Origin of the sequence: Chryseobacterium shigense (genome assembly GCF_900156575.1) — a bacterium.
In the GTDB taxonomy this organism is placed as follows: Bacteria; Bacteroidota; Bacteroidia; order Flavobacteriales; family Weeksellaceae; genus Chryseobacterium; species Chryseobacterium shigense.
In genome coordinates, this window is the sequence record NZ_FTNY01000001.1 from 710007 (window position 1) to 730406 (window position 20400).

At 38.2% G+C, this 20400-nt stretch carries 18 protein-coding genes; 4 read left to right on the forward strand and 14 right to left on the reverse strand.

The genetic code is table 11. The features are described from left to right. Nucleotides 1–79: 79 nt before the first annotated feature. From BW964_RS03305 to BW964_RS03365, 13 genes are all read right to left on the reverse strand, one after another. On the reverse strand, nt 80–757 hold the full coding sequence (locus BW964_RS03305; RefSeq protein WP_076504652.1) for a DUF2490 domain-containing protein: 678 nt from the start codon (nt 755–757) through the stop codon (nt 80–82). 122 nt (nt 758–879) lie between these two features. Continuing rightward, a complete protein-coding gene (locus tag BW964_RS03310) occupies nt 880–1275 on the reverse strand; it encodes a DUF1398 domain-containing protein (RefSeq protein ID WP_076504653.1) in 396 nt (131 codons plus the stop codon). A 159-nt stretch (nt 1276–1434) separates the two neighbouring features. Beyond that, nucleotides 1435–1884 (reverse strand): VOC family protein, encoded by a 450-nt coding sequence (locus BW964_RS03315; RefSeq protein ID WP_076504655.1) that lies wholly within the window; start codon nt 1882–1884, stop codon nt 1435–1437. 40 nt (nt 1885–1924) lie between these two features. Beyond that, complete coding sequence (locus BW964_RS03320; RefSeq protein ID WP_228432137.1) at nt 1925–2470, reverse strand: SRPBCC family protein; 546 nt, start codon at nt 2468–2470, stop codon at nt 1925–1927. 4 nt (nt 2471–2474) lie between these two features. Further along, nucleotides 2475–2846: a VOC family protein gene (locus tag BW964_RS03325; RefSeq protein ID WP_076504656.1), complete on the reverse strand. Its 372-nt coding sequence runs from the start codon at nt 2844–2846 to the stop codon at nt 2475–2477. Next, a complete protein-coding gene (locus tag BW964_RS03330; RefSeq protein ID WP_076504658.1) occupies nt 2843–3247 on the reverse strand; it encodes a hypothetical protein in 405 nt (134 codons plus the stop codon). The genes BW964_RS03325 and BW964_RS03330 overlap by 4 nt, the downstream gene beginning before the upstream one ends. A 2-nt stretch (nt 3248–3249) precedes the next feature. After that, nucleotides 3250–3720, reverse strand: coding sequence for an RNA-binding protein (locus BW964_RS03335; protein ID WP_076504660.1), 471 nt, complete (start codon nt 3718–3720; stop codon nt 3250–3252). Between the two features lie 10 nt (nt 3721–3730). After that, entirely contained in the window at nt 3731–4186 is a 456-nt protein-coding gene (locus BW964_RS03340) for a DUF1569 domain-containing protein (RefSeq protein WP_076504662.1), read from the reverse strand. 202 nt (nt 4187–4388) lie between these two features. Continuing rightward, entirely contained in the window at nt 4389–5582 is a 1194-nt protein-coding gene (locus BW964_RS03345; RefSeq protein WP_076504664.1) for an ABC transporter permease, read from the reverse strand. Between the two features lie 2 nt (nt 5583–5584). Next, nucleotides 5585–6541, reverse strand: coding sequence for an HlyD family secretion protein (locus tag BW964_RS03350; protein WP_076504666.1), 957 nt, complete (start codon nt 6539–6541; stop codon nt 5585–5587). A gap of 18 nt (nt 6542–6559) precedes the next feature. After that, nucleotides 6560–7969 (reverse strand): TolC family protein, encoded by a 1410-nt coding sequence (locus BW964_RS03355; protein ID WP_076504668.1) that lies wholly within the window; start codon nt 7967–7969, stop codon nt 6560–6562. 845 nt (nt 7970–8814) lie between these two features. Then, nucleotides 8815–9303 carry a serine protease inhibitor ecotin gene (eco, locus tag BW964_RS03360; protein WP_076504670.1) on the reverse strand — a complete coding sequence of 163 codons (489 nt, stop codon included), beginning with the start codon at nt 9301–9303 and terminating at the stop codon, nt 8815–8817. Between the two features lie 44 nt (nt 9304–9347). After that, on the reverse strand, nt 9348–15230 hold the full coding sequence (locus BW964_RS03365; protein WP_076504672.1) for an alpha-2-macroglobulin family protein: 5883 nt from the start codon (nt 15228–15230) through the stop codon (nt 9348–9350). An 18-nt stretch (nt 15231–15248) separates the two neighbouring features. Between BW964_RS03365 and BW964_RS03370 the strand changes: the two genes are divergently transcribed. The 4 genes from BW964_RS03370 to BW964_RS03385 are packed head-to-tail and all read left to right on the forward strand — an operon-like array spanning nt 15249 to nt 18039. Then, on the forward strand, nt 15249–16004 hold the full coding sequence (locus BW964_RS03370) for a UbiA prenyltransferase family protein (RefSeq protein WP_076504674.1): 756 nt from the start codon (nt 15249–15251) through the stop codon (nt 16002–16004). 3 nt (nt 16005–16007) lie between these two features. Then, entirely contained in the window at nt 16008–17111 is a 1104-nt protein-coding gene (gene recF / locus BW964_RS03375; protein WP_076504676.1) for a DNA replication/repair protein RecF, read from the forward strand. Then, entirely contained in the window at nt 17108–17746 is a 639-nt protein-coding gene (locus BW964_RS03380) for a hypothetical protein (protein ID WP_076504678.1), read from the forward strand. The genes recF and BW964_RS03380 overlap by 4 nt, the downstream gene beginning before the upstream one ends. Then, nucleotides 17743–18039, forward strand: a complete 297-nt coding sequence (locus BW964_RS03385) for a DciA family protein (protein WP_076504680.1) — start codon at nt 17743–17745, stop codon at nt 18037–18039. Before BW964_RS03380 ends, BW964_RS03385 begins: the two co-directional genes overlap by 4 nt. A 321-nt stretch (nt 18040–18360) precedes the next feature. Here BW964_RS03385 and BW964_RS03390 read toward each other — a convergent pair whose 3' ends face one another. Then, entirely contained in the window at nt 18361–20391 is a 2031-nt protein-coding gene (locus BW964_RS03390; protein WP_076504683.1) for a recombinase, read from the reverse strand. Nucleotides 20392–20400 lie beyond the last annotated feature (9 nt).

The window sequence follows — 20400 nt, forward strand, 5'->3', positions numbered from 1 at the left end:
ATTTGTTTTTTATCTGTTGATTATAGATCTAAACTAACCGTTTTTTCTTCATCATGGCATCCGGCAAAGACTGTCTGTATTAATTTTTATTGAAAGGAATATTATTATAGAAACCGATCTGGATCTGCCCACGATTCCTGTTTTCCTGAAGCTGATTCATATAGCCCGCTTCTATTCTCATGTTTTTATTAATTACGTATCCTAAAGCTCCGTATACTCTGTTTCTGTCGAAAACGGGACTATCAAAACTCAGGAATATTTCATTATACACTGAAGCGTAGAGGGATTTGGGCAGCATTTCTTTCTGGGTGATGGGAATATTCAGTCCCACCATATAACGGAATCTCATCCTGAAATCGTCCTGTAAAAAACGTTCTTCCAAACGGTACCGGTGCTGAAGATTAAAACGTCCGAACTTCTGCCTGGTAATAAACTGCTGGAAAATCCGGTGCTCTATATTCTCTGTTTTTTCACCATTTACATAAGGTCTGCTTAAAATAAATCCATATCCCAACAAAACATTATTATTGTTTTCAGTGAGATCATACCCGATTCCTGTACGGATCAACAATTGTTCTAGATCTCCTACGGCATCAAAGTTCCGGTATTGGATTTCGTTATGTAAATTCAGCTTCTTACTGATTTTATTATTTCCAAAATACATATACCATGCTCCCAGATCACTTTTCTGCGCAGCAACAGCTACGGATCCGAGACTTAATACTGTAAATGCCAGCTTCGTCAATATCTTTTTCATAAATTCAATTACTATTATCTATCGTACATAACAAAATTAATAATTTAAATCAATAATTGCAAACAAAAATGCTTTAAGCCTATGACAAATAAGCAATGCTTAAACACATACCGCTCTGTATATTAACCGGGAATCTGTTCTGCCAGGATTTCGTTGCCTTCTCTATCAAGATAAGTACAGATCATGGCATTTAAATCCATTTTCCAGCCTTCAACTCCATTTTCTACGCAGTCATGGCAAAATGTGAGATAATCCGTCCCTCCCTGCTGATGAAGCTTTAGTCTTATTTTAAACTGATCAAGATTAACGATACCTGAAATACTTCTTACTCCATCATCTTTACCTCGTGTAGAAACAGAGTTATTTTCTTTATCAAAATAGTCTATACCGCCATCAGCAACGGAAACTGTATACTCTGAAACGCCAAGTTTCTTTATCGCCTGAATGTATTGTGGGAAATCGGCTCCACTTTTTACTTTCTGATGTTCTGCTTTAATTTGTTCGATTGTAAATTTCATATTTGTTTTTTTATGCCGGAGGCTTTATCAACAAAACCTAATCCCTATCATCGGCTCTCCAAATTTAAAAATTTTTAGAATAAATTGGGTCATAAATGAAAACCGGCAGATAGTTCCGCCGGTAAGTTTTACTTCTATTTTTTATACAAAGAATGAGTTTTAAGGATGTTGCTGTACTTTAGCAGGGTCGTCATAGTTGACCATCCAGTTGATGCCAAATTGATCGGTAAACATTCCGAAATAGGCTCCCCAAAAAGTATCCGCCAACGGCATGGTTACCTGTCCTCCGGCAGAAAGTCCGTTGAATAACTGGTTGGCTTCTTCTTTAGATTCCGCATTGATGGAAATCGCGAAATTATTCCCTTCTTTTAGCTGAGACGACCAGTCTCCGGCCGTATCACTGCCCATTAAGATGGTTTCTTTGGAGATAGGAAGAGAAACATGCATGATCTTATTTTTATCTTCTTCAGAAGTTTCTTTACCCTCCATTGGAGGCATTTCCCCGAATGTTCCGATGTAAGGATACTCTCCCCCGAAAACTGATTTATAGAAATCAAATGCTTCTTTGCAGTTTCCATTAAATGTCAAATAAACGTTTACTGTTGCCATGATTGATTTTTTTTTGAGTTAAGTTTTAATAAGTTTTTGACTAAGGTTTTTCAGATAATTCTTTCAATTTTGAAAGCCCTTTCTGATAATCTTTTCCAATCGCATCTTCCATATTCATCAACACTTTCATTACCGTGAAAGGATAGGGTATCTTAGATGTAAATCCCCAAGTCGCCTTGCTTCCGTTTCCTTCCGGAACAATTTTCACGTAGGCATTGGCTTCACTTTCATAAGGAGTTAAAAATTTAATCTCCGTATCTATTCTTTTCCCGGCTGCATCTACTTTTTTCACTTCCTGGCAACCTTTCCCGGCAGCATCATTTTGACTGTCCCAGCACACTTTTTCACCTGGCTGCCCTGTAGTTCCGGTCCAGTCTTTTTTCATTTCAGGATCTAATTCATTCCATGGGCTCCATTGATCCATTGCTTTTAGTGTATTGGTCTGCTGCCATACCTTTTCTGCCGGAGCATTGATGGTTATTGATTTCTCATACACGCAGTCTCCTGAGATAAAAGCGGCTACGACCATCCATAAAATAAGGATGGAACCGAGAACGAGTATAATTCTTTTTAATATTTTCATCATTAGCTTATCTGTGTTGGTCTATTAAGATCATGTTTCCGTCCGGGTCTTTCAGGAAGATATGTTCCGGTCCTGAGGTACTTTCGTCGGCAGCTTTCTCAAGTTCCACTCCGTTTTCTTTTAAATGTTTCTGAATATCACGAACATCGTCAAAAGATTCCAGGTTCCGGGCATTTTCGTCCCATCCAGGATTGAAAGTCAGCATATTTCCGTCGAACATCGCCTGAAACAGGCCGACCAGAGTACTTCCGTTTTTCATGATCAGATAATTCTGTTCCGTTGTACCAGCCATTACAGAGAAGCCTAATTTTTCGTAAAAATCTTTAGACTTCTGAAGATCTTTTACACTTAAGCTGATTGAAAATGCTCCCAGTTTCATATTTTTTTTGTTTTTAAAGCTAATCTACTTCCTGCAAACACGAGTCCCCACACTGCTATTCCCAGCACCCAAAACCAGATCGGAGTTGGAAGAGAAGCCATCATATAGAGGGTTATGCACAGAAAAATAACTCCACAGACTGCCGCAGAGGTATGTTTTCCGTTCCTGGCCACTTTGGATGCTACAAATCCAGCTACGAAACCAGCCACCGCGTAAGCCATGATCACAAAGAACAGCGCCATAAAAGGAGCTTGTGCCACATAGTTTTTCATCGCTACCATATCATCACTTCCGGCACCTGCAGGCGGCGGATACATTTGATGGCCTATTTTCTCAATGATAGTAATGCAGATAATTCCCGCAATCAGTCCGGCAGGAACGGCAAGTATTCGTCTTACCATGATTATTGATTTTTCAAACGGGTTTTGAAGTCCAGTTTCCCATCATAACTTTTCCAATCTCCAATCAATTCTATGTACTGCGCTTCTACTTTTTCGGTTTTTTTATTCCACTTGAAGGTATAAACAAATCTCCCTTTAAAAATACCGGAATGCTTTCCTTTAGCTTCTTCTGCAAGTTCATATTCCCCGAAAACTACGCCTTTGTTTTTGGAATCTTTATATTTTGTAATGGTGATTTTTCCCTCGTAGTTTGTATAGTGATCGTCCACAAGAGAGTAGCCGGAAATAAAATATTCCTGATCATTCTTTTGGTTCTGCTCGGAAATATTGACTTTCAGCTTCAGTTCTTGTCCCCGGTTGCCAATGGTTCCAATGTAAGGTTTACTGTTGTTCAGCCAGACATTTGAAATATCAGGCATTTGCCCCCATGCAAAATTGCAGGCAAGAATGAGGATCCATAAAATTTTTTTCATATTGTGTTATTTAAACTCCAAATTGGGATAAGTGGTGATTCAGATGTTTTGCAAACATATTATTCCACTCGGTAGATTTCAATTTTCCAAAAGAAAATGATTCTTTACCATCAAACGCTTCAGGGCCCAGCTGTTGTGTTTTCTGGATAAAGCCGATGAGTCTTTTCTTTTCATCCTCAAAGTTTTTTCTTCCGGTAATTAAAAATTGGGGGGCTGTCGGAGAATCTCTGGGATATGCTTTTTCTCCTACCACTTTAGATTTTACAAATGTTTTTAAAATAAATTTGGCGATAGAGCCCGGTTTTTTATGTTTTTCCGGTTCGTACACCATTTCATATGATACACTGCAGTGTGCAAGCATCTGATCAACCGTCATTTTCCCCCATAATCCGTGGGTATCCTCCACCAAATTATTTATCCTATCAATATAGTTCTGAGCATCTTTTGCATCAAATACATTTTCCATATTATGTCTAATTATGTGAAAGCAAATATATCAGTTTTTTCTTTTGATTTTTACAGGGGGATAAAAAAAATGGTGCCGTGTTTTCGAGTTGTCAGTTTAAAGTTATTAGTTGCACGTTGATGGTTGAATGGTTGCTTGCCAATAGTGAATTTTGGATAGATAAAACTAAAGTTTAATAGTCCACTTCCTAAATACTACAACTCTATTCCCCTATAACTTCTGGACTCTCTTCCGGAGTGGCTTTTTTAAAAATAAACCAGAGTTTGATCTTTAACGCAATCCAACCAATGATCGCATACCCTACCAGCAAAATGCTTAAATGTTTTAAATAAGGGAAGGTAAGTTCCACAGAGCCTTTCTGTATCAATAGAATTTTAAAGGCCTGAAGAAAAGGGGTTAAAGGGATAATGTTAGCGATACACTGCACAAAAGCAGGCATTGCACTCAATGGCCAGGTGAATCCACTGATGATGAATGCAGGAGATGCAATGACCATCAGGATTTGGGTCGCTTTTAAAGCATCAGGAATCAATATGCTGATGAATACGCCTAAAAATGATGCGGAGCCGACAAATACTGCGGTAAGAAGGATAAAATTAAATATTCCTTCCGGCATCGGAACATGGAAAATCATGTGCATAAAATAATAAATCCCTACAATAAGAATGGAAAAGATCCAGATAGGAATCACTTTGATCAGCATGGTCGGGAAAGCCCATCTTTTCATCTTCGCGTATTCTTTTACAAAAGATCCTCTTTGAAACTCGGCGGCAAAACTTACCGCCATCGCCAGAAGAATAACCTGCTGAAGGACTACAGCCAGCATGGCCGGCCACATAAAAATAAGATAATTTCCTGTAGTATTGAAAAGCGTAATGTAATTGGCTTTAAAAGGTTCGTATTGGGTCGCTGCTTTTGTCGCTGGCATTCCGGCTTTCTGAAGGGCCTTGATTGATGCTCCGGCAGAAAAAGTGCCTATGGTAAGCTGAAGGGCCTTGGAGGCAAAATTGGCGGTCAGAACGTTTCCGGTATTAATATATACATTCAGTTCGGGATATTTTTTCTGAAGCATTTCTGCTTCAAACCTTGATGGAATGATCACGACTGCCGCTGCCTCATGTCTTATCACCTCATCTTTTATGCTGAAGGGTTCCCGGGCATATTTAATGATACTGATGCTTTTGTTGTCATCCAGCATATCGGTCAGCTGACTGGACAAAGGAGTATTATCTCTGTCGATCACCAGTACCGGTGTATTTTCTACTTTTCCGCTTTTGTACACGAAGCCCAATAATGTGGCATAGAATACCGGAGCCAGAAAAAATACGGTCCTTAGGGTAGAATTGCCTATAAAAAGCTTGAACTCCCGTTTTAAAAGTCGGAAAAATTCTTTCATAATTATTTCAGGATAACATTAGCATTCACCAATATACTTTTAGCTTTATTCATGTCAGAAGGCTTTACTTTGATTTCATAAACCGCATCCTGCAACTGATAATCCGGATAAGCGGTAGTGATGTCTGCATATCTTGTCAGCTGTTTGATATAGACAATGGTTCCGCTAAGCATTTCTTTGCTATAAACCACCTGCATATTGACCGTCTGCCCTTTTTTATATTTAGAGATTGCACTTTCAGGCACTGTGAATCTGAAGTAGGTACTCTCGGGAATATATCCGTTGAATAATGCAAAACCAGCGGTAGCCAATTCTCCCGTATTCAGGCTGATGGTTTCGATTTCCATATCATTGGTGGCGATAATGTATCTTTCGGAATAGGCTACATTGGCTTCCTGAAGGGCACCTTTGGCTTGCGAAGCTTGTCCTGCCGCCATTTCTACTTTTTCTACACGCGTTCCTCTCTGCACATCATCCAGCTCTGCTACAACAGCGTCATACTGGGCTTTTGCTCCTTGCATTTTTGCATAAATTTCATCGTATGCCTGTGGAGACATCAGGCTGTCGCGGTACATATTATTGGCTCTTTTAAAGGATTTCTGAGCAAATTCATATTGTTCTTTCAAACCTTTGTATTTAGCCTGAAGCTGTCTCAGCTGATCTGCGGTAGCTCCGTTTTTTGCCATTTGCTCCTGAGCGGTTGCAGCACTTACCGCGCCCTGAGCCTGGGCAATTTTTGCAGACACTTCCGGGACATCGAGCAATGCCAGAGTATCCCCTTTTTTTACGGTCTGGCCTTCAGCTGCGTATATTTTTAAGATCCTTCCTGTCACCTTGGGAGCAAAAGAAATCACCTCTTTTTTGGTCTTACCTTCTGAATCATTAAGGTTTTCTTTTTTTTCACTGCAGCTCCCTACTAGAAAAAGAACAGCAAAGACTATGAATCTATTTTTATGCATGATTGTAATGGTAAGGGATTAATAAAGTTTGGTAATATCAAGTTCCTGAGTCGATCTCATGAGTTCTATTCCGGCTCTTCTCTGGTTAAAAAGAGCATTCTGATATTCGAGTTCTACCAGTTCAAGATCATTTTCTGCATCAATGAGCTGAGATGATTTGCTCATTCCGTACCTGAATTCTTTTTCAGCCTGAACCAGTGCATTTTTAGCAAGCTCTTTTTCTTTGGCTTTTAAAGTGATCTGAGCGGTTGCAATATCGTAATTGGTCTGATTATTAGCCAGATTAAGGGTTAATTTTTTTAAGGCATCCTCTTTTTTGTTCTGAAGAACTTCTTTTCCAACTTTTGCGGTCTCTTCTGCATGTTTTCCTTCTTTTCCGTCGAAGATCTCCCATTTAAAACCTACCCCAGCCGTTAACAAAGGAAGTACATTGATATTGGTAGGCCTCCAGTCCAGTTTAGCCCCTTCGTATCCTAAAGCCGGAACTGCGGGAATTACATTTTCTGAGGTTTTGATACGGCTTCCATAAAGCCCGATATAATAGGCAGAAGCCATTAATTGTACCTTGGGGATCATCCAGGTTCTTTCCGCTTTTATTCTGTAGTCTGCAGCCGTTATACCATGTTCCAGTGCACGAACCTCAGCTCTTTCCTCGATTCCTTTTTCCGAAGATAAGAGTTCTACGGGAACAAGTACCGGATCGATCAATTTGAGACGTTCTTTACTGATGCCAGTCAGAATATACAGCTGGGTAAGAAGGAGTTCTTTTTTTCCCTCATACTCCACCATTTTGGCATTCAGTGTGGCTTGTGCCAATTCTATTTTTTTATGATCGTACGGGGTGATCAGGCCATAGCCTAAAGCTTTATCGGCTGTTTTCCGGTTGATATCGAGTCTTTTTTTACTCTCATCGAGAACTTTTTTAGACTGATGAATCAGAGCCAGCTGGTCGTATGCTTTTGAAATATTGGCAATGACATCATCTTTTGTTTTTTCAAGGAGAATATCTTCGGAGATCTTCTTTTCCTCGATGGCTTTTTTCAGGTACTTTACTTTTCCGCCTGAGTAGAGAAGCATTTTAGCATCTGCTTTGGCTATTCCTGAAAACCCGGAAACATTGAGATTATTGTTAAAGCTTCCTTCGGGAATATTGATAAAAGGTGCCAGATTTATTTCCGGCGACGTCAGTCTCGCTGTGGCATTTAGATATCCGACCTGTCCGCTTACTTCCAGGGTAGGAAGAAAGATGTCTTTCAGTTTGTGCTCGTCAAGATCTGTGAGTTTGTTTTGGGTGATCTGCATTTTGAGATCGGAATCCCGAACCATGGCACTGTCTAAAAGTTCCTTAAAGTCCGGCACAGACTGCGCCCAACAAAAAGCAGGGAAAGTCAGAAAACTAAACGTAAAAATCAATAAATTGTTTTTCATGGTTTATGTTTATAACAAATATAATGCAAAAATTTGTTAAATCGCTGAAGATAACTCGCCAATACGGTGAATTTAAATTAAGTTTAAAAAGTGTTTAGTTTTAACGCTCTCATGATGATCAGCATATAAGATCCGTTTAACCATAATTTAATTTTTTTTTAATTGAAAAAATATTGAATTATCTTTTATTCATCGGGATATTGGTCTTTCTAATTATATGTAATCCTTTTTTTGAAACATTAAGATGAGTAAAGCAGATAAGAATAGTTAAAAGAAAATCTAAAGATTTTTTTAAGCGTTGCTCTCAAAGCAGAGCTATTCTTAATATTCTTAAAAACTTCATATCGTCTTAATGGTTCAATTTTTAGTTCCCGTAGATTTCTCAAATCACACAGATCAAAAAGTGTATAAAATTTATGATTCAAAATATTGAAATTTTATAATTATGCTATCTGTAGTATTTCAAGATTTATCTGAGAAACCCTTGTGATCTGCGTGAAAAATATTAACCATGGATTTCACGGACGGATACAGATGATTGCGTATATATTTTCTAGCGGATTAAACAGATATGGCAAATTTTTCATTGTAACAAATAAAAATTTTAATTTTTTGCAAAACTCAAGTGCTCTTGTTTTCAGGATGAATTTTTACTTCAGATAAACTAAAGGGTTAGAAAAGCTTTGTGGCCTTTGTGGTTAATAATTCACGACATGATAAAGGTTAAATCTTCCTAATCAAACCGATCTGGGGAACAAATATCTGATGATTCGACGGAACAGATCATCTGACAAACAAAAAACTCCCCACAAAATGTGAGGAGTTCATTATTTAAGGTGATCAGATTATCTCTGAACCGCTGATTTCATTTTAGTATCAGGACGCAAAATACGGTAACGTACTTCAAGATCTTTCGGTACATAGAATACCAAAGGCAGCTTGCTGTTGTATCTTACGATCTCCGGTTGAAGGGTCACAAATTTCTTTGTTTTCTTCTGATCAGGGCAGGCCATTAAAGTCCCTCCTGTTTCACCAGTAGATTCTACTTCATAATAGTTGTATCCCCAACCCTGAAGATCCTGGGTTTTTACATTCCCCATTAAAAAATGTTTGTTGCAATCCAGCAATTTTTCTGCCCCTACAAAAAACTCTACTTTTAAATCGTTTTCATTTTTTGCAACAGGCAACTGAATGTATACCTGCTTGAAGCCTTCTTTAGCTTTAGGGAACATTTCAATCTCCAGCTTTTCAAACTTTTCTGCTTTCTTTTGTGCGAAAGCATTTACACCTGCCAACATAATCAGTCCCGTCATTAAAGTTTTTGAAAATCTCATTTTATTTTATTTTAAAAATTTTACTACTTCCCTACAGCCAAAAATCATTCCAAAATCTGAACATTGCTTCCTTTTGTATGGGCATTCATCTGCGGTGCATAGTAATTCTGCATCGTGGTGATTCCATTGGAAAACTTCCCTGCCGCATTGGAGATCACGTCATATTCAAAGACGTATTTTCCTTTTGGCATGTATTGGATGTAGAAATTCGTGGAAGCATCTTTGGTAGACTGATAGTAGCCTAAACTGTTTTTCCACTGATAACCGGACAATACATCTGTAGGTTCAAATCCAGCAGCACGCATATCTTTAAGGTGAATGAATTCCATTGCTCTGTCTGTATTCAAAATCATTCTTACGGTAACTTTATCACCTATTTTTAAAGGCGTATCTGCTGAAATTTTCTGAAGCTCTTCTCCATTGACTGTTTTCACTTTTTTGTAAAGTTCTTTGGTCACAGAGATATAGTTTTCAGAAGATTTGATTTTATCCAGGTCTTCATAATACTGCCAGAACAATCCTCCCTGAACAATTCCGGGACCAGGTTTGGTAATGGTAACGGTTCCTAAGTTTTTGTCTACCGCATCAGTTTTCACTGTTGATTTCACATAGCCTGTAGCCTGGGTTTGCGGAGCCAATTCTTTTCCGCCCCAAACGATGGTTGCTTTATCGCTTTCCGCAGATGTCCAGGATTTCCCTGAGTTTAAGATGGTAAAGATGACCTCTGAAGTCCCTCTTGAGCTTCCCCATGAATTCACTTCCTTCTGGGTGATCAGCCAGATCTTCATGTCTTCGACGAATTTCTGATCGTTGGATTTCAACTTGTTAAATGCCTCTAAAGCTCCTGCATGATTCACGACTTTAGATCCAAACCATCCCCAGCCGTTCAGGTTTTGTTTCCAGTAAACGCCCTGGGTTTTTGTATCAGTGGATGTTTCTTTCAGGTAGTTCATTAATTTATCTGAAACGTCTTTTAAGCCATAGTCATTCATCAATAAAGCGGCACGGTGAAGTCCGAAGAAAGTGAAATCTGTGATCTTCGCTGTTTTCGCTTTCTGTTTTACCAGTGTTTTCAGTGAGGCTCCTTTTCCTTTTAAAGGATATTGTTTTTCCCAATAATTTCGGGTATCAAGATAATCTATCGCCCAGTTGTTCCAGATATCACCTTTCTTCGCATCCCAGTATTTATCGATCTCATTATCGGCATACTGAACCAATTTAGCCACCAATTCCTGCTGATCTGAGCTCTGATATTCTTTCGCATTCTCTTTTAACCAGGTATTGATCTTACCCAGGTTTTTAAGAATATATAGCGATGTCCCGTAAGAACTTGGATATCCGGGATACCATGAGAATCCCCCGTCCGGGTTTTGTAGTTTTTTAAGATCGCTCCAATCCTGATTGATTGAATTTCTCATGGTGTTGGCATCAAATAGCAGGGCCAGCTTCTGCATCTGCTCGCCTTCATTTTTACTTTCGAGTACCCAGGGAGTTTCTTCCAGTAAAAGTTGTTTCAGTTCCTGATTCTTTTCAAGATTTGAAGTAAGCAATCCTTTATTCTGATATTCTTCAAAAACGGTTTTCATTTTTGGATTGGCTTTAAAAATCTCAGAAGCCAGTACATCGGCAAACCACTTGTTAAAGATCACATCAGAAGAGCTGTTTTGATCGTTTTTCAGACTTGGCAATGCAAACATGATTTCCCAGATCGGATTCGTGGTTAATTCCAGCGTATTCGACACATTGGTGATCGTGGTAGAATTTGTATTTTTAAGATTATCTAAAACAAAGGTTTTCGTTTCCCCTTCTTTTACAAAAACCGGTACGGCATCGGTCACCAGCATTCTGTTCGGAAGTATGGCAATCGCTTGCTGTTCACCATCTGAATAAGCCCCTGCTTTGGCTACGACTTTTAATATAATGGAAGAGACATTATTCGGAACTTTTAATTTCCATGTCAACGCGCTGTTTCCTTTTTCATTTAAATTAAAATTCTGCGTCCCTGCGTTGATACCGAATTGAGAAGAAATATTTTCATTCGTAAAGGCATCCAGAATCTGAAGCTCTGCTGAACCGCTTAGTTTTTTATCGGTAAGATTGGACAGTTTCGACTGAAGATTAAGTTCGTCTCCTTCTCTCAGGAATCTTGGATAATTTGGAGTCACTGAGAATTCTTTCTGTGTCACTACCTGTTTTTCCAATACAGCTGCTCTGGCATCTTTGGTGTGAGCCAGAAACATCAGTTTCCATTTGGTCAATGCTTCGGGAGAGGTAAACTCAAAGCTTACATTTCCTTCTGCATCTGTTTTCAGATCAGGATAAAAGAATGCGGTTTCGTTTAAGTTCTGACGTACGGTAACTTTTTCCAAGTTTTCTTTTACTTCTGCAATTTCATTTAAAGATCCTGCTGCATCAGCCTGCGCTTCTTCTTTGACTTCCGCGACTTCCATTTTTCTGGCCATTTTAGCCCGTGCTGCAATAGGTGCCGGAGGCGCTGGTGCATACGCGGTACTCTTCACTCCTTCTACCATAGCATCAGTACTATAAATTGCATTGCTCATTTGATAGAGATCTCCATCCAACCAGTTAAAGTTGGGTATATCTACATATTTTCCGTTGTAATATTTCAATCTTTTCTGATAGTATTGCTGAAGCAGATACTGTCTCATATCATAAGAAGTCACGATAGAATAAGGTGCATATAAATTCTGCCAGCTAAAAGTATTAGCAGCAAACTGATCCAATGACATATCGTACATATTGGCCAGCACTTCAGCATTGACTTTTTCTTTATCATTTCCTGAAACTTTTACCGTCCATTTTTCTTTGGAGTTGGGCTCAAGTTTATCCCGGAACGTTACTGTTTCAATTTTTACAGGCTGTTCAGTATCTTTTATTTTTAAAGTCACCGCCTGGGTCTGTAAATCATTGTATGCTGCGATCTGGAACTGGATATTCAATGCGGATATTCCTTTGTCTTTAGGAATATCTGTGGTGTATTCCAGAACGCCTTTCTTCATCTGGTGTACTTCAGAAACTGTTTTCCCTGAACCATCCTGAATAAATACATTTACAAGGGCATCCGGCACTGCTGAATAGACATACACCTTAGCCTTCTCTCCTCTTGAAAATTCATTCTTAGGTTCGATAACGGTCAGGAAGGTTTTTTGCGAAGGTTTTAAAGATCCTTTATCCCAGATACTGAAATTCTGAGATGATTTTATCGTGTCTTTCCCTTCGATATTGTAGAGCTCCAACTGATAATCACCTGCTTCCAGTTTTCCTAAATCCAATTCTGTAGTAGACTGCTGTTGCTTTTCGGAAATAACCTTTTCAGCTTTCCAGTTTTTGGTTTCTTCGGTTTTGTCGAACAGATCGTGCGGGAATTTGCTGATGAATTCTTCTTTGGTGTATTTCGGAAGATCCTGCACTTCCTGGGCAAAGTTATCTCTGAAAATCCTGTTTGGAGTCTGAAGTTTTGAGAGTTTAACGTTATAAGATTTTTTAAGATCCTGTTCGTTGTAATTTAAGGTTTCTACCTTTAATTTTACATTTTCATCACTGAATGTATTTTTGATTTCATTTGCTTTGATGTAGTGAGAAACTGAAGCTACTTTCAATTGGGTATTGGCAGACTGCGTTTCACCGTTGATATCTGTTACCGAAGCATTGATCTCGTAGTTATCGATCTGGATTCCCTCCAGCTTTTCATCTTTTTTTAGATCAAGACGGATAACGAATTCTCCTTTCTCGTTGGTTTTAGCTTCGCCAAGAATCGAGTTTTCATTATCGTTTCCACGGGGGTACCACCAGAAATATCTCCATCTGATGTTGTGTTTTTTGATCTCATAATTAACGGTCGTGTTGCTCAGAGCAACTCCGGAGAACATCATTGCTTTTCCTTTCAGTTCAATGGTCTGTCCGTATTTGTATTCTTCTTTTACAGGATCAAAAGTCACTTCAAATTTCGGTCTCTTGTACTCCTCAACTCTGAGGTCTTTATACCCCTGACTCCCTACATCTGTTCTTAGGTAGAAAACACCGTTCAGCTGGCCTTTTGGAAGGATAAAACTTCCGTGGTAAGATCCGAACTCATTCGTTGTAAAGTTCTGCGAAGACACTTCCTGGCTGTTGGCATCCAGAAGAGTTATTTTTTGTTTTAAACCTGAAGTTACAGATTCTACTTCTTTATCAATTTTTGTATTAATGACTTTAAAATAAACGGTCTGTCCCGGTCTGTAGATCGCTCTGTCCGTAAAGATCTGAGCGAGGGTAAGGGTTTGTTTATTGGGATTGTAATTTTCGGCGTTTTCCACATTTCCGTTGTTTCCATAGACCTGCATGATCTGGAAATCATTGGTTTTAGGCTGGCGGATCAAAAACGTTCTGTAATATTCGTTGCTTGCTGTAGAAGGGAATTTAAAAACACCGTTCGCATCCGTTTTTCCGTCGATTTTATTTAAGGTTTTATTGGCAACAAATTCATAAAAAGTAAGACTTTCATTAGCTGCAGGTTTTCCATTTTCACTGCTGACTAATTTCAGGGCATTGGAAAGCTGGTTTCTGTCTGTTTTTGTTTGGTAGATCACTTTGTTTCCTGAAACTAAGAAGTAGAAATTCTGTCTTGCATTGCTGTCTTTTGCATCAGATCCTGCTACGGAGTATTCTACAACATAGATTCCTGAAGGAAGAGGCTTGATCTCCAGTGAGGTTTTATGTACCTGATAATCTTTCGCATCATCAAGCTGGAAAGTTTCTTTTCTGACAAGATTTTTCTTCACATTCCCAAAAGTATTGTTGTAAGAATTCTGTACATATTGCATCAAAGTTGTAAAGTCTTCTTTTACTTCATAAATGTTTAATGAAAATTCTTTCACATTCTTATGGTCCGCTACAAAATGAACAGGCAGATTGTTCTGAGTCTGCTGCTCATATTTAATCGTGAGCAAAGGATTCGTGATCTGATTCTCTTTATTTTTTATGTTTTCAATAAATGGCGATTTCGGATATTGCTTTTTTGCCTGATCAGCAATAGCCAAAGCTTCTTTGTCCTTCTTTTTAGCAATCAGTTCGTTCATGATGTCTTCCATGACAATCACCTTGTAATCTCCTTCCACATCAGCTTTCAAAAGGTTCTGAAGCTGTTCCAGTTTGTCTTTGCACTGATTGTAGTTACAGTTTTCCGTTAGCTTTTCCTTCATGAAATACAGCTTAGGATTTCCGCTGTTCTGAGCAATCAGTTCATCAAAAGTGGCATTGATCTGTGTTCTGTTTTCCGCCAGTTCATTTTTTGTAAAAAGGCTGTTTTCGGAAAGAAAACTGATCTTTTTCATAGAATACCAATCCAGCAAAGTCGGGAAATAGGCTATATCCTTGCTATCGGTAAAAATAGCTTTGTACTTCGTCAGAATCACCTTTTTCATGTCCTGCTTCTGCTGATCAAGTTGCTGATAGCTTTTTTTCAGGTAGTTTTTAAAATCAAGCTTACTCCAGGTTTCAATCTGTGATAAATCCTGTGTATTGACATTCGTTCTCGATTCTATTTCCCATGAATGCTGGTTATAATAATCCATGAAAAAACCGTTCAGAAGAATGGCGTACACCAGTTTCTCTTCACCTTTCAATTGGGAATCTGCACCCTGAAGTTTTGTAAAAAACTTTGAAGCAGCATCATTTTTTTCGTCGTCTACAGTAAGATTCACAACACTGAATTCCGCTTTCAGGGAACGAATAAGCTGAATAGCATTATTTTCTTTCATGGCATGGTTTTGTATGTCTAAAATGATGGGAAGATTAGATTTATAGCTGCCTTTTGCACTATTGTCCGTCACTTTTTTCCACTGGTCGTCATAATATTTTTGCGCCGAAGCCATGGAAAAGCTCAGCATTAGAAGCAAAAGCATAAAAATCTTGGAAAATCTTTTCATATATGTTATTTTTGATAAATGAATTTCTTAAAAATACTGAAAAAAACGGTCATTGACAGCCAGATTTATGTCTCCCTGATGGGAACTCTTTTTGCAGTATTTTTCATGAAAGAGCAAAACACATTCCGTTTCCCTACAATTCTATTAATTTTCATCACTTATTTCAGCGGATATATTTACACTAAATATCAGTATACCAAGCACTTTTTCAAAATACTGCTTCTGAATGCAGGAGCAGGCGTTATCTGTGCTTTTCTCATCATCCATAATCACAATGAAGTAAGACTTCTGAAATGGTTTATTATTGTCGTTCTGGGACTTTTGTATAATAGTTTTTTCCTGGATGTCTACATCAGGAAGATTCCATTACTGAAAGTATTTTATGTAGGACTGGTGTGGGCGCTGGTCAACTGCTGGCTTACGCTTCCTGAATTCAGTATTCCGTTATTTCTGATAAGTTTCTTTTACATTACAGCACTGGTGCTGCCTTTTGATATCCGCGATATGAAAAGTGATACGGTCCAGACCTTTCCCAGGCTAATCGGTGTTCAGAATACGAAATACATTGCCTATATTCTGGTCTTCATCAGTATTATGATCGCCATTTTTTATCTTAAAATGCTTTATGGCGCTGCATTTTTCTTTTCGGTAATCATTACATTTATTCTTATCTATTTCTCTGAAAATAAAAGAGATGATACTTATTTTTCGTTCTGGATAGAAACATGCTCTGCACTTCCTTTTTTATTTCTGCTAATATTGGAGTATTTTTGACGAATGATTATCAAAAAGCTTTCCCTTTACAATTTCAAAAACCATTCGGAGAAGAAGTTCGAATTTTCTCCACAGATTAATTGTTTTGTAGGAAACAACGGTACCGGAAAGACCAATATTCTGGATGCCCTGCATTATTTGTCCGTAGGGAAAAGTTTTTTAGGAAATACGGATGTCAACAATATTAAAAGGGAGGAAGATTTCTTCACCATTGATGCCGAGATTCAGAATGAAGACAGTGAAGATATCATTAAAATCTCCCAGCCCAAAGAAGCTAAAAAGATCATTAAAAAGAATGATAAAAGCTATGACCGGCTTGCGGATCACATCGGATACCTGCCGAGCGTCATGATTTCACCTTATGATTCCAATCTGATTTCGGATTCGGGAGAAAGCAGGAGAAAATTTCTGGATTCTATGATCTCTCAGACTGATTCGGAATATCTTTTTGATCTGATACAATATCAAAAAACAGTACAGCAAAGAAATGCGCTGCTGAAATATTTTGCCAAAAACAGAACCTGGGATAAGGATTCTCTGGAAATCTATGATGCTCCCATCAGTAAGTATGGGACCCGTATTTTCCTCAAAAGAAGAAATTTTGTTGAAAAGCTTGGGCCCATCGTCCAGAATTTTTACAGGATTATTTCAGGAGGAAAAGAAACCGTTTCGGTACAATACCAATCTGACCTCATTGAAAGTTTTAATTCGGCAGATCCTGAGAGGGCTTTTCAGATGCTTTTAACAGAAAGTCTTGATAAAGACCGTATGCTTACCTATACCTCAAAAGGGATTCACAAAGATGATCTTTTATTTGAAATGGATCAGGTACTGATCAAGAAAATAGGTTCACAGGGACAGCAGAAATCTTTTCTGATTTCGTTAAAGCTCGCACAGATGAGCCTTGTAAAAGAATTAACGAAGAAGACGCCCATCCTTCTGTTGGATGATATCTTTGACAAACTCGATGATACCAGGGTTTCCCAGTTGATCGAACTGGTTAATCAGGAAAGTTTCGGGCAAATTTTCATTACAGATACACACAGGGAACGAACTGAAAGTGTTGTGAAGAAAATCAACGAAGAAAGCATAATTTTCGAATTATGATTAAAAATATCACTTGCCTGATCATTTTGCTTTTATTTTCTTTATCATTTGCACAGAAAAGAAAAGCACCGCCCGCTCCTAATGAAGCAGGTAGCAGTTTCATTAAAAAAAATTTTAAACCCAAACCGTTTTCCAATAGTATTAAAAGCTTTCCTTTTAAAAAAACCTCCAAAATAAAGCTGATATCCTACAATCTGGATTTTAAGAGAGAACCTGTTGATACCCCTCCACCTCCTGATGATTCTTTGGCCATAAAGAAATACGAAAACAGAAAGAAACCTGTTCGTTTAGAAACTATTCTTGGGACTGAAAATCTGAATGGCATTCAGCAGCAAAAGAATTTGAATCTTTTGGAAATCCGGCAGCTGACTGATATCATGCATAATACCTGTAGCAGATATACCACAGGACTGTTATCCGAATCAGGATGTTATTTTCCCAGAAATGCGGTATTGTTTTATGATGAAAATGATCAGGTTTTCGCATATCTCGAACTATGTTTTGAATGCGATGGAAATAAGCAAGAACCAAAGAATCTATTTGAAGAAGATTTTTATTGTGAAAATATTTACGGACTGCTGGAAAAGTTCTTTAATACAGCAGGAATCAAAACCCAATACTTAGAGGTAAAATGAAAAGGAATAAAAAACGTGAATTTCAATCCTCAGAACTCGTAAAATCTTTTGCGAGGATTCATGGCTTTGAGCATAAGCTGATTGCTTTTGAAATTAAAGATTTCCTGGGAGAATATCTTGATGAAAGTCTTTTTAATGAAATCAGAAGCGTTGGTATTGAGGATAAATGTATCATCATCAAAATAGATTCTCCTCTGCTGAAACATGATTTTCAGATGCGTAAAAGCTTTTACCTTAAAAAGTTTCAGGACAAGTTTGGAGAGGACAAATTCAATGATATCCGCATTTTATAGGTTTATTTTTCATTAAAGTAATCCATGATATTGGATTTAATATTATATTTGAAAACAATATTAAATCACCTAAACATGAAAAAATCGATTAAAAAACTAAGCAGAGAAAATTTGAGCCAGATTATGGGTTCCGGAGTAAAAATATGCTGTGAGGCTAATTGTGACACTGGGGAATGTTTATCTTATGTTACCCTCCCAAACAGATGCCCATCACCCGATCTTTGCTGGTAATTTATATTTGACAGATCTGTATTAAACAAAAAATGCTCCCTAACCAGGAGCATTTTCAATGATATATATAGTAGATTATTGTAAAATAATTTAGTGTTCTTCAGACTTATTGGTAAGAGTGCTGCTCATCAGGTCATCTGCTTTTTTATCCAGTCCTGAACTTAATGGGATGAAAAATTTGAACGGGTGCTTTACAAAATACCTGAAAATTTCTTTGTAGATCTCACTTACCTGTCCGAAGTTCATCTTTCTTGATCTGAATGCCAGAAACATGGATAAACTGAAACTTACCAGGAAGTTGAAGAATCCTATAAGGAAAACCGTTACGAAAGAGATCCAGAACGTATAGGAATCCACTGAAAAATCTTTTCCGTAAAGTCCTAAAGCGAAGTTTCCGGCGGCAAAGGTAATGTGTCTGATATCGAGGTCCAGTCCGAAGAAAAGACCGACTGGTGCCGTTGCTCCTAAAAATACCCCAAACCAGAAGTTGGAAACGATTCCCGGCCAGTTTTTAGCATAATATTTAGACAAGCTTTTGGCAAATTTTTTACCCAGGAAGTTTTTGATCGGCAGATTTTTTGCGATCCTCTCCGGAATCTGGTAAAACACCGAATTGTTTCCTATATTCCCTGAAATAATCCCTGAAATAAAAAGATAAAAACCCGCAATACTGGCATGCAGTATCGCTTTAGATTTAAACGGATCGAGATCCATTAATAATTTATCTGATCTTTCAACGGCTAGATTCTGTGAGAAAAAAACATCCAGACCATAGATAATTGCCAGAGCAATCGGAAAGGACAACAGCACATTTCCTACGAAGGCGATGAACTGGCTTCTGAAAAGTTTAGATACGAGATGGGCAAATTCTGTGTTATTCCGCTTGTTATTTCCTTCTTCTGACAGTACTTTGGTCATGGTGGCGGCAGTCATTGCGGGCTGCTTGGTGGCCAGGGTAAAGCCCATCAGATAGATCATCACAAACCCCATTGCATAGTTCATGGAATATAAAAACGCGTGTGAAAAGTCACTTCCCGGAATATACCCGTACAGCATTTTCAAAACACAGAGCGCACCTACAATAATTCCGCCACCACTGGCTTTATAGAACATCGTCATATATTCTTTCCGGGTAGAGGTGATGTAATGGGTGCCCGTTTCGGCGGTGTGATTGGTAATAAGGTGAGAGATCAGACGCGTACTGTCGTTGATCAGGTCTGCGATATTATTTTTATGGGATTTATAGTTCAGAATATTAAAAACCAGCTGTTTTGATTTAATGGTAATATCCTGTTCATTATCAATCACCAGAAGCTGCACGATTTCGTAAATTCTTTCGGTTTGCTGGCGGATCTTAAGAAGAGATTGATTGATTTTGCCGGAGATTCCGTATTTGGCTGAATTTTTAAATGCAATATTAACAAATTCGTGACAATGTTCTGTATAGATCTTGATCTGCTTGTAGTGGCTGTCTTTAGAGTTCAGCTGGAGTTCCGGATCTTTTTTCAGGTCTTCGGTCAGTGCTTCCAGCTCGTTCTGCAGGGCAAGAAACGGGTTGTCGAGATTTCTGTATTGCGGAGCCATTCGTACGACCTCTACTTCCATCGCCATTCCCGTCACACGCCATGACAGAATACTCATCGAGAAGATCAGTTCTTTCTTGACATTTGGTTTAATGATGAAATCTGAAGCTCCCAGAAGTTCCAAAAACTCATCCATTTCATTTTCAGGAAGATTGTTGAGGAAAGCCAGATCTTTTTTAGGTCTCAGGCTGACGTTATCAATCATATACCACACAGTCTTTTCGTTTTCTACGGGTGGCAATATTTTATTAAGGATCCTTTTTTTAAGTTCCGGAAAGAAAGCATTTTCTGAAAGAATATTGGCTTCGGTCAGAGAAAGATTAAAGGGTCTTCCTTTAAAAATAGTATGGATGTAATGTTTAAAATTTTCTGCAAAATCCGGGTTGTTTCTTAGAAAATTGAGAACATCCGTAAAATCTGACCTTTTAACGCTCTCCAGAAACTCGGCAAAAGGTTCTAACGAATGGGTTTCGTTCTTAAAAGAGAAATATTTTTTAAGAACTGATTCAAAATTTGTACTGGAATTAAAAAATTTCATTAGTACAAA